Annotated in this window: 10 protein-coding genes; 5 read left to right on the forward strand and 5 right to left on the reverse strand. The window is 69.8% G+C overall.

Annotated elements, in window-relative coordinates:
• Positions 1 to 77: 77 nt before the first annotated feature.
• From BN13_RS14195 to BN13_RS14205, 3 genes are all read right to left on the reverse strand, one after another.
• A complete protein-coding gene (locus BN13_RS14195) occupies positions 78 to 650 on the reverse strand; it encodes a hypothetical protein (RefSeq protein WP_048547911.1) in 573 nt (190 codons plus the stop codon).
• A 283-nt stretch (positions 651 to 933) separates the two neighbouring features.
• Positions 934 to 1,290: an iron-sulfur cluster insertion protein ErpA gene (erpA, locus tag BN13_RS14200; protein ID WP_048547912.1), complete on the reverse strand. Its 357-nt coding sequence runs from the start codon at positions 1,288 to 1,290 to the stop codon at positions 934 to 936.
• A 118-nt stretch (positions 1,291 to 1,408) separates the two neighbouring features.
• Positions 1,409 to 2,581 (reverse strand): glycerate kinase family protein, encoded by a 1,173-nt coding sequence (locus tag BN13_RS14205; RefSeq protein ID WP_048547913.1) that lies wholly within the window; start codon positions 2,579 to 2,581, stop codon positions 1,409 to 1,411.
• A gap of 67 nt (positions 2,582 to 2,648) precedes the next feature.
• On the opposite strand from BN13_RS14205, the gene nadA reads away from it, so the two are divergent.
• Positions 2,649 to 3,845 (forward strand): quinolinate synthase NadA, encoded by a 1,197-nt coding sequence (nadA, locus tag BN13_RS14210; RefSeq protein ID WP_048547914.1) that lies wholly within the window; start codon positions 2,649 to 2,651, stop codon positions 3,843 to 3,845.
• A 21-nt stretch (positions 3,846 to 3,866) separates the two neighbouring features.
• Here the strand turns inward: nadA and BN13_RS14215 are convergent, their stop codons facing one another.
• On the reverse strand, positions 3,867 to 5,216 hold the full coding sequence (locus BN13_RS14215; protein ID WP_268806965.1) for a dipeptidase: 1,350 nt from the start codon (positions 5,214 to 5,216) through the stop codon (positions 3,867 to 3,869).
• A 33-nt stretch (positions 5,217 to 5,249) separates the two neighbouring features.
• Here BN13_RS14215 and BN13_RS14220 point away from each other — a divergent pair, with 33 nt between their 5' ends.
• Positions 5,250 to 5,828, forward strand: a complete 579-nt coding sequence (locus tag BN13_RS14220; RefSeq protein WP_048547915.1) for a DUF3043 domain-containing protein — start codon at positions 5,250 to 5,252, stop codon at positions 5,826 to 5,828.
• A gap of 11 nt (positions 5,829 to 5,839) precedes the next feature.
• Positions 5,840 to 6,058 carry a hypothetical protein gene (locus BN13_RS14225; RefSeq protein ID WP_048547916.1) on the forward strand — a complete coding sequence of 73 codons (219 nt, stop codon included), beginning with the start codon at positions 5,840 to 5,842 and terminating at the stop codon, positions 6,056 to 6,058.
• 90 nt (positions 6,059 to 6,148) lie between these two features.
• Here BN13_RS14225 and gcvT read toward each other — a convergent pair whose 3' ends face one another.
• Positions 6,149 to 7,255, reverse strand: coding sequence for a glycine cleavage system aminomethyltransferase GcvT (gene gcvT / locus BN13_RS14230; RefSeq protein WP_048547917.1), 1,107 nt, complete (start codon positions 7,253 to 7,255; stop codon positions 6,149 to 6,151).
• Positions 7,256 to 7,311: 56 nt separating this feature from the next.
• On the opposite strand from gcvT, the gene BN13_RS14235 reads away from it, so the two are divergent.
• Together BN13_RS14235 and BN13_RS14240 are read left to right on the forward strand one after the other, a co-directional pair.
• Positions 7,312 to 8,862, forward strand: coding sequence for a leucyl aminopeptidase (locus tag BN13_RS14235; protein ID WP_048547918.1), 1,551 nt, complete (start codon positions 7,312 to 7,314; stop codon positions 8,860 to 8,862).
• A 155-nt stretch (positions 8,863 to 9,017) separates the two neighbouring features.
• Positions 9,018 to 9,865 (forward strand): biotin/lipoyl-containing protein (locus BN13_RS14240; protein WP_048549229.1); only part of this gene is annotated, 848 nt, incomplete at its 3' end.

The raw sequence follows: 9,865 nt of genomic DNA on the forward strand, positions 1-9,865 counted from the left end.
GGGGGGGGGGGCGGGGGGGCCGTATGGGCGTCCGGGGGGGGTGGGTGGGCCGTAAGGGCGTGCGTGACCTGGGTGACTCAGGCGGCGCGGGCCGGGGCGCTGGTGGCGACCTTCTTCGCGTGCTGGAGTCCGAGAAGGCCGAGGAGAGCCATCCCGGCGGCGCCCACGAAGGCGGCGATCGCGGCATACGTCATGATCTTGGCCATCGTGCCGAAGGCATAGGCATTGAGCAGCAGGCCGCGCAGGGTGTTGCCCATGAAGAGGCTCTGGCGCAGGGCGCCGAGTTCGGCGACCTTCGTCTGGTCGGCGTTGGCGTCCTTGCTGAGCTTGATGAACTCACCGGAGACGTCCTCATAGGTGCGGCCGCCGGAGGACTTGTCCATGTGCACCTTGATGTAGTGCTCGGCGAAGGCCTTCGCCTGGTCGCCGGTGGTCATCTCTTGACCGGCGTACTTCTCCAGGTAGGGCTTGATCAGCGGGTCTTCGATGGCGGGGCCGGCGGGCATGGTGATGTCCTGCTGCTTGAGCTGCTCCGTCACATTGCTGTTGGTGAAGTTCGCGCCCCAGAGCAGGAGGCCGCCACCGATGACGAGCAGGCCGGCGAGGGCGAGACCGAAGTAGGAAATGAGCTTGTCGAGCGTGCTGCGCATGGGGGTGTCTCCTCCGTATGCCGGGGGAGCCCTGCGGTTCGGGCTCTTTGTCGAGCCCCGGTCTGGATGTGTTGTCCAGCAATCTCCACCGTAGTCATGCAATTTGCACTTTCAACCATGGTGAGCCTTGCCTGCGTGCCCTGCATCACCCACAGGTGGGCAGGCGGCGCCCCTGGACGCAATAACCTGGCCGTGACGCAATAGCTTTTGCGTCACGGCCAGGTTATTGCGTCCGCGGAGGGGGCGGACTGGTGCGCGCGGGGAGGGGGTGGAGGGTCCCCGGTCAGCTGAAGCTGTCGCCGCAGGCGCAGCTGCTGCCCGCGTTGGGGTTGTCGATGGTGAAGCCCTGCTTCTCGATCGTGTCGGCGAAGTCGATCGTGGCGCCCTCCAGGTAGGGAGCGCTCATCCGGTCGACGACCACCTCAACGCCGTCGTAGTCGCGCACGAGGTCACCATCGAGAGTGCGCTCGTCGAAGTAGAGCTGGTAAATCAGGCCCGAGCAGCCGCCCGGCTGCACGCCGACGCGCAGGCGCAGGTCATCGCGACCCTCCTGGTCCAGCAGGGACTTGACCTTGCTGGCCGCGACGTCCGTGAGTTGAACGCCGTGCGTGTCGGTGGAGGTCTGTTCGGTCGTGGTCATGCCGTGGGTCCTTCGCTGTCGAGTCCGGGGGGAGGTATGCCGCTTCAACACCGCCGCGGTCGTGGATTGTTCCCCGGTGGTCGCCAGAATACCCGCCGCCGCGGCTCGCTCGGCCGGCTCACGCCGGGCGCGGGGGCGGTGACCACGTCCGGGCGACGCGGGCCGCCCGGTTGGCCAGCGTCCCGACCGGGTCGGCGAGGGCGGCCTGCTCCTGGGTGGGGTCGGCGGCCACGGCATACATCCCGGAGAGGCCGATACCCATACCCTCACGACGGCCGACCAGCACCTGACCTGCGATGACGATGCACGGCGTGGCCGCCTCGAGCGCGGCCTGCGCGACGCCGGTCACGACCTTGCCGCGCAGACTCTGCCAGTCGAACGTGCCTTCCCCCGTCACGACGAGATCCGCCGAGGCGGCGAGTGTGGCGAAGCCGACGGCCTGCAGCACGAGGTCGACACCGCTGACGCGGCGGGCACCGAGCAGGAAGAGCCCGTAGCCGAGCCCGCCCGCAGCGCCGGCCCCGGGCTCCCGGTCGAGTCGGCGCGGCTTGCCGGAAATGAGGTCAAGACTCGGTGGCAGCTGCCGATTGAGCAGATCGGCGTAGTGGCCGAGGGCGTTCTCCAGCTCCTGGGCCCGCTGTGGGGTCGCGCCCTTCTGCGGCCCGAAAACAGCGCTGGCGCCCTTCAGCCCGAGCAGGGGGTTGTCGACATCGGTGGCGGCGACGATCTCGATCTGTGCCCACTCCGCGCGCACCGCCGGGAGCGCGTTAAGGGCAGTGACTGTCAGGTCGGCGAGACCGAGACCGCCCCGACCGAGGTCGTCGACCGAGCCGACCCCCAGCGCCGCGAGCATCCCGGCGCCGCCATCATTGGTGCCGCTCCCGCCGAGCCCGACGACGATGCGGCGGGCACCGGCTTCGCGCGCCGCGCGCAGGAGCGACCCGACGCCGAACGACGAGGTGACGCCGGGATCGCGTTCGCCCGCCCCGAGCAGATGGAGGCCGGCGGCTTGCGCCGATTCGATGTATGCCGTGCGCTCCCCCTCGGCGCCGACCATCAGGATGCTCGCGGGCACCTCCCGGCCGAGCGGGTCCGCCACTGTGAGGGCGCGGACCTCCCCGACCAGCGCAGGCTCCAGCACGTCCAGAAAGCCCGGTCCCCCGTCGCTCAGCGGCACCTCGGTCACCAGGCAGTGCGGCGCGGAGCGCCCCCACCCCTCGGCGATCGCGGCGGCCGCCTGGGTGGCGGTCAGGGTGCCGGTGAAGCAGTCCGGGGCGATGACGACATGCACGCTGCCCAGGCTAGCGAGGGCTCGGCGAGCGCCGGTCGGGAGGAGGGAACGGCATACGATCGCCGGTATGACGACCACGAGCCCCCTGCCGCTGCTGGTTCTCGGGCAGGGTCGCGACCTGCACTCCGAACGCGGGGTGGAATGCCCGGGTGAGTTGCCGCCCGCCTCGGATCCGGATCTGGTCGCGCGCGCCCGGGCGGCCAAGGCGGCACTCGGTGACGAGGTGTTCGTGTTGGGCCACCACTACCAGCGCGACGAGGTGATCGAGTTCGCCGATACCACCGGGGACAGCTTCAAGCTGGCGAAGGAAGCGGCGGCGCGGCCGGACGCGGCATACATCGTGTTCTGTGGTGTGCACTTCATGGCGGAGTCTGCCGACATCCTGACCAGCGACGAGCAGACCGTGATCCTGCCCGATCTGGCCGCTGGCTGCTCAATGGCCGACATGGCGGCGATCGGGCAGGTCGAGGAGGCCTGGGCGGTGCTGGAGGATGTGGGCGTTGCCGACGACACGCTGCCGGTGACGTATATGAACTCCTCGGCGGCGATCAAAGGCTTCACCGGGCGGCACGACGGCACGATCTGCACCTCCTCCAACGCCAAGACCGCGCTGCGGTGGGCGCTGGAGCAGCGCGGTGACGGGGCGGTGTTGGGCGGCACCGGGAAGGTGCTCTTCTTGCCGGACCAGCACCTGGGGCGCAATACCTATGTCCGGGACCTCGGCGGCTCGCTGGACGAGTGCGTGGTGTTTGATCCGCACCGTCCTGGTGGGGGCCTGACGCCGCAGCAGTTGCGCGACGCGCGGATGATCCTGTGGCGCGGGCACTGCTCGGTGCACGGGCGATTCTCGGTGGAGGCGGTCGAGGCGGCGCGGCGGGAGATCCCGGACGTTAAGGTGATCGTGCACCCGGAATGCCGCCACGAGGTCGTGGAATTGGCCGACGAGGTCGGCTCGACGGAGAAGATCATCAAGACGATCGCGGCCGCGCCGGACGGGACGTCGTGGGTGGTCGGCACTGAGCTGAACTTGGTGCGGCGGCTGGCGCAGCAGTTCCCGAACCAGCGAATTGCGTTCTTGGAGAAGAACGTTTGCTATTGCTCGACGATGAACCGGATCGACTTGCCGCACCTGGTGTGGGCGCTGGAATCGCTGGTCGACGGGCGGGTGGTCAACCCGATCCACGTCGACCCCGAGGTCGCCGGGTATGCCCGCAAAGCCCTGGACCAGATGCTGGCGCTGCCGGGCGAGACGCACAAGGACTGACGGCGCTCGGGGCGGGGGCGGTCAGAGGGCGTCGATGCGGGAGAGCAGGGCGGCCTCGGCCAGGCACACCTTGGCGAACTCCCCCAGGTGCAGGGATTCGTTGGCGCCGTGGGCGCGGGTGTCGGGGTCTTCCACGCCCGTGACCAGCAGCGCCGCGTCGGGGAAGCGTTCGGCGAAGGCAGCCACGAACGGGATGGACCCGCCGACACCGATGTCGACCGGCGGGTGGCCCCAGGCGTCGGCGAAGGCGGCGCGGGCGGCGTCATACATCGGGCCGGTCGCCTCGGCGGCGAAGCCCTCCCCCTTGTCGTCCAGGTGGATCTCGACCTGCGCTCCCCACGGGACGCGCGACTCCAGATGGGCGCGAAGGGCGTCGTAGGCCGCGTCCGGGTCCTGACTCGGTGCCAGCCGCATCGAGATCTTGGCGCTCGCACTCGGCACCAGGGTGTTGGACGCCGTCGCCACGCTGGGAGCGTCGATGCCGATCGTGGTGATCGACGGCTTCGCCCAGATCCGGTCCAGCAGCGGGCCCCGCCCGATCAACGAGACCCCGTCGAGAAGGCCGGATTCGGCGCGGAGGCGGGGCTCGTCATACGGAAGATCACTGGCCGTGCCGGCGTCGAGTCCGGTCACGGCCACCTCGCCATCGTCGGTATGGAGGGTCGCCAGCAGCCTGATCAGCGCCGTGATCGCGTCCGGCACGGCCCCGCCGAACATGCCCGAGTGGATGCCGTGGGACAGCGTGCGGACGGTGACGACGACCCGGATCAGCCCGCGCAAGGTCGTGGTCAGCGCCGGTTCGCCGATCGCCCAGTTGGTGGAATCGGCCAGGACGATCGCGTCGGCCGCGAGCTTGTCGCCGTGCGCGAGGAGAGTCGCCGGCAGCGATTCCGAGCCGATCTCCTCCTCGCCTTCGACAAAGACGACCAGCGTCACCGGCAGGGCGTCGCCGTGGGCGCGTATCGCGGCGAGGTGCGCCATGATCCCGGCCTTGTCGTCGGCCGCGCCACGGCCATACAAGCGACCGTCGCGCTCGGTGGGGTCGAAGGCGGGGCTGTCCCAGAGGTCGTCGGCGCCGGGAGGTTGGACGTCGTGATGGGCATAGAGCAGCACGGTCGGGGCGCCGGCCGGACCCTCCTTGCGGGCGATGACCGCGGGGCGACCTCCTTCACGCACCACCTCCACCCCAAAGCCCTCGGCCTCGAAGAGGCGCGCCGTGGCGGCCGCGCTCTCCTCCACGTGGTTCTGGTCGAATGCATCGAGGGACACGCTCGGGATTCGGGTCAACGCTTCGAGGTCGGCCCGGATGCCGGGCATCAGGTCGTCGATCCGCGCGCGCAGGGTGTCAATGTCGAGGGGTGTCACGCTCACGGGGCGACCCTACCCACCACGTATCCTTGCCCGGTGTTCGGACGCAAGGACAAGGTTGTCGAGACGCCCCAGGACCAAGCGGTCCACCAGCCGCGCGAGGGGGCCAAGAATCGGCCGACCCCGAAGCGACGCGACCAGGAGGCTGCCCGCAAACAGCCGCTCGTGATCACCGACCGCAAGGCAGCGAAGGTCGCGGCGCGCGCCAAGCGGATGGAGCAAAGCACGCAGATGCGCCAGGCCATGGTCACCGGGGACGACCGCTACTTGCCCCCCCGCGACAAGGGCCCGCTGCGGCGATTTGTGCGCGACAGTGTCGACGCGCGGTGGATGGTGGCGGAGTTCCTGCTGCCGTTCATGGTGCTGGTGTTGATGTTGCAGTTCTTCCGGACGTCATGGGCTGCAACGGCCTTTCTGTTGGTCTATCTGCTGGTGCTCATTGCCGTCGTCGATGGGTTCTTCGCCTGGCGCGGCATCAAGAAGCGCCTGAAGGAGAAGTTCGGCGCGGACGCCAACCTCAAGGGCCTCGCGCCCTATGCCGCGATGCGGATGATGCAACTGCGTCCTACTCGTATGCCGCGGCCCCAGGTCGGGCGCGGCGAGTACCCCTCCTGAGGCGGCCGGGAATGTCGGAATACCACTGGCTCTGCGTCGGTGCCGATCAGGAGCCGGTCGGGTGGGCGCCGGTCGGGACGCGACTGCCCACTTTCCCCACGCAGGGCGACGCCGAGGCCTGGTTGGCTGAGTCGTGGGCCGACCTGGCTGACCATGGCGTCGACGAGGTCAGCCTGATGCACTTCGAGGACATGGTCTACGGGCCGATGTCGCTGGAACCCCCAGCCTGACGTCCTCGCCCCCAGCCTGCCCGCCGCCCCACCCACGACTCGGGGCTCGGGCAGGGCAAACCCCAACGCCGCAAACCTCGGGCCCCGGCGTCAGGACTCCTTGGTCTGCACCTCGACAAAGGGCGGCTTGGTGACCTCGGCGGGCAAGGAGCGTCCCCGCACATCGATGGCGACCTGACTGCCCATCGCGACCGAGCGGTCCAGGAGCGCGAGCGCGATGCCCTCCTTGCGGGTCGGCGAGAACGTCCCGGACGTCACTTCGCCCACGACATTGCCCTCGGCATCAAGCACCGCGCAATGCGCGCGCGGGATGCCGCGCCCGGTGACCACAAGACCCCGCATTAGCCGCGACGTCTTCGCGGCCCGCTGCTCCGCGAGCGCCTCCTTGCCCCAGAACGTCTCCTTGTCCCAGCCAACCGCCCACGCCGCCCCGGCCATGACCGGGGTGATGTCGAGCGACAGATCGTTGCCGTGGAGGGGGTAGCCCATCTCGGTTCGGAGGGTGTCGCGCGCGCCGAGACCACACGGCATACCTCCCCGGGTCGCGACCGCCGTCGCGAGGGCATCCCACAGCGCGCCGGCGTTGTCCCACATCGGCACGAGTTCGTAACCGCGCTCCCCCGTGTAGCCCGTCCGGCACACGATGACCGGCAGTCCCTCCCAGTCGACCTCGACGAAGGACATGTACTCGTGGCCCGCCGGGAATCCGAGGTCCCCGAGCACCTCGTCCGAGAGGGTTCCCTGGACCGCGATCACGCCGTAGCGGTCATGCAGGTTCTCGACCGTGATCCCCTCTGGGGCATCGGCCTGGAGCAACTCGACCACCGTGGTGGTGTTGGCCGCGTTCGGGATGAGAAAGACGTCGTCGTCGCCGCGGAGATACTGGATGAGGTCGTCGACGACACCGCCGGACTGGTCGCAGCACATGGTGTACTGCGCCTTCCCCGGGGCGATCCGCCCGAGATCGTTGGTGAAACACGCATTGACGTATGCCGCGGCCCCCGGCCCGCTCACCCGCGCCTTCCCGAGGTGGGAGACGTCGAAGATACCGACGCGCTCGCGCACGGCCGTGTGCTCGGCTATTACGCCACCCGCCGGGTACTCGATGGGCATCAGCCATCCCCCGAAATCGGCCATCTTGGCGCCGAGGGCGACATGCCGGTCGTGCAGCGGTGAGGTGCGCAGTCCATCGCTCATGAACGCACGGTACCGCTCACCGGCAGACCTGGGCCCGACGGGATAGCCTGCCTGGCGTGAGCCTCTTTGCCGTAGCCCCCAGCCCGCTCGACACCCTGGAGGCGGATGCCGTCGTGGTCGGGGCGGTCCCGGACGGGGAGGGCGCTCGCGTTGCGGACGGCCAATCCCTGCCCGACGCGGCCAAGGTCCACCTGGATGCCGTTCTGCCCGTGCTCGGGGCCACCGGCAAGGTCGACGACGTGCACAGCATCGCCGGGGTCCCCGGTCTCGCCGCGAAGCGCGTCGTGGTCACCGGCATCGCGCCCGGGGTCGGCAAGGACACCGCTGTCACGGCGTTCACCCTGCGCGCGGGGGCCGGCGCCGCGCTGCGCCACATCGGCAAGGCCGGCACGGTCATACTCGCCCTCCCCGTGACCGAGCCGGGCTGGCGGGAGAACGCGCTGATCGGCGCCCACCTGGGTAGCTACGTCTTCATGGCGCACAAGGGGGCGGCGGCGCAGGAGTCTGGCCCTAAGGAGGGACGCAAGGTCGCGCGCATCCTCGTCCACGGCGATGCCGCCAATCGCGACGACGACCGGGCGGTGGAGCGCGCGGAGGTCATCGCGGCCGAGAGTTCCTTCGTGCGGGATCTGGTCAACTCTCCGCCCAATGCCCTGTATCCGGAGACCTTCGTCGACGTCGTCCGCGACCGGATCGCGGCCAGCGAAGCCGCTATCGAGATCGTCGTGCACGGCCCGGACGACCTCGTCGAGATGGGGTGCGGCGGCATCGTGGGCGTCGGGCAGGGCTCCGAGCACGCGCCGCGAATCATGGAGTTGCACTATCGCCCCGACGGCACCGGGGCGCACGTGGCCCTCGTCGGCAAGGGCATCACCTTTGACTCCGGCGGTCTGTGCATCAAGCCGGCCGCCTCCATGCTGGCGATGAAGTCCGACATGGCCGGTGCGGCCGCCGTGGCCGGTGCGGTCATCGCGGCGGCTCGGCTGGGGATCGGCAATGCGGTGAGCGGCTACCTCTGCCTCGCCGAGAATCTCCCGAGCGGCACCGCGCAACGTCCCAGTGACGTGGTCACCATGCGCAACGGCCTCACGGTCGAGATCATCGACACCGATGCCGAGGGTCGTATGGTGCTCGGCGACGGCCTCGCCCTCGCCGTCGAGTCGGGCGCGGACGCCATCCTCGACATCGCGACTCTCACCGGCGCCTGCATGGTCGCCCTGGGAACCCGCGTCGCCGGTGTCATGAGCAACGACGAAGGCGTCAACGATCGGGTCTTCGCGGCGGCGAGCGCGGCGGGCGAGGCGATGTGGCCCCTGCCGTTGCCGGAGGATCTGCGGGGGAAACTCGACTCGGTCACCGCGGACCTGCAGCACAAGGGCGATCAGTGGGGCGGCGCGCTGACCGCCGGATTGTTCCTGCGTGAGTTCGTCAACCGTCCCGATGGGGAGTCGGTCCCGTGGGCGCACCTGGATATCGCCGGGCCCTCGTTCAACGAGGGCGCCCCCTACGGGTTCACCTCCAAGGGCGGCACCGGATTCGGTATGGCGACCATGCTCGCTTTCGCCGAGGCTGCTGAGGCAGCGGCCGTGGCTGAGCCGTCAGCGTGATGAAGCATCGAGCGTGAATGAAGCAGTCAGCCTGATGAAGAGCCGACCTGATGTCGTCTTCGTGGCACCTGGGTGGACCCGGTGCTGCACGGGGACCCCTGAGCGTGAGAGTCTGATCACAACCACCGCAACCGCTTTGAGGAGAACGAGGCCCCATGTCTGAACGCGTGTCCATGCCGGCGCTGGGCGAATCCGTCACCGAAGGCACCGTGACGCGGTGGCTCAAGAATGTCGGCGATCAGGTGGCCGTCGATGAGCCGCTCCTGGAAGTGTCGACCGACAAGGTCGACACGGAGATTCCGTCGCCCGTCGCCGGAACGCTGAGCGAGATTCTCGTCCAGGAAGACGAGACGGTGCCGGTAGGGGCCGACCTGTGCGTGATCGGTGATGGCACGGCCGAGCCTGCTGCGGCAGGCGATGCACCTGCCGCGGCGGCCGAAGCCCAGGCGCCGGCTGCGGAGCCCTCCACGGAGCAAGCCCAGCCCGAACCCGCGCAGCCGGAGCCGGCAACCGAAGCAGCTGCGGAGCCCGAGGCCGCACCGGCTGGTGACGCGCCGGCCGCCAGTGGCGACTCCGGCGGCTCCGCTGGTGGTGACTCCGACGGGGGCGACGCCGGCGGCGGAACCCCGGTTCCCATGCCCGCCCTGGGTGAGTCCGTCACCGAGGGCACCGTGACGCGGTGGTTGAAGGCCGAGGGCGATGACGTCGAGGTCGACGAGCCGCTGCTGGAGGTCTCGACCGACAAGGTCGACACCGAGATCCCCTCCCCCGCGGCCGGGAAGCTCACCAAGATCCTGGTCGGCGAGGATGAGACGGTTGCGGTCGGTACCGAACTGGCGATCATCGGCGGCAGCGGCGGATCCGCCGCTCCGGCCGCTGCACCTGAGCCCGCTCCCGAGCCCGAGCCCGCTCCCGAGCCTGAGGCTCCGGCGCCCGCTCCTGCTCCGGCAGCCCCCGCGCCCGCCCCGGCTGCTCCGGCGCCCGCTCCCGCTGCGCCGGCGGC

This window comes from Nostocoides jenkinsii Ben 74 (assembly GCF_001046875.1).
In the GTDB taxonomy this organism is placed as follows: Bacteria; Actinomycetota; Actinomycetes; order Actinomycetales; family Dermatophilaceae; genus Nostocoides_A; species Nostocoides_A jenkinsii.

Coding starts and splice junctions, on each gene's coding strand:
- nadA (WP_048547914.1), top strand. CDS start 2,649: ATGACGACCACGAGCCCCCTGCCGCTGCTGGTTCTCGGGCAGGGTCGC.
- BN13_RS14225 (WP_048547916.1), top strand. CDS start 5,840: ATGTCGGAATACCACTGGCTCTGCGTCGGTGCCGATCAGGAGCCGGTC.
- erpA (WP_048547912.1), bottom strand. CDS start 1,290: ATGACCACGACCGAACAGACCTCCACCGACACGCACGGCGTTCAACTC.
- gcvT (WP_048547917.1), bottom strand. CDS start 7,255: ATGAGCGATGGACTGCGCACCTCACCGCTGCACGACCGGCATGTCGCC.
- BN13_RS14195 (WP_048547911.1), bottom strand. CDS start 650: ATGCGCAGCACGCTCGACAAGCTCATTTCCTACTTCGGTCTCGCCCTC.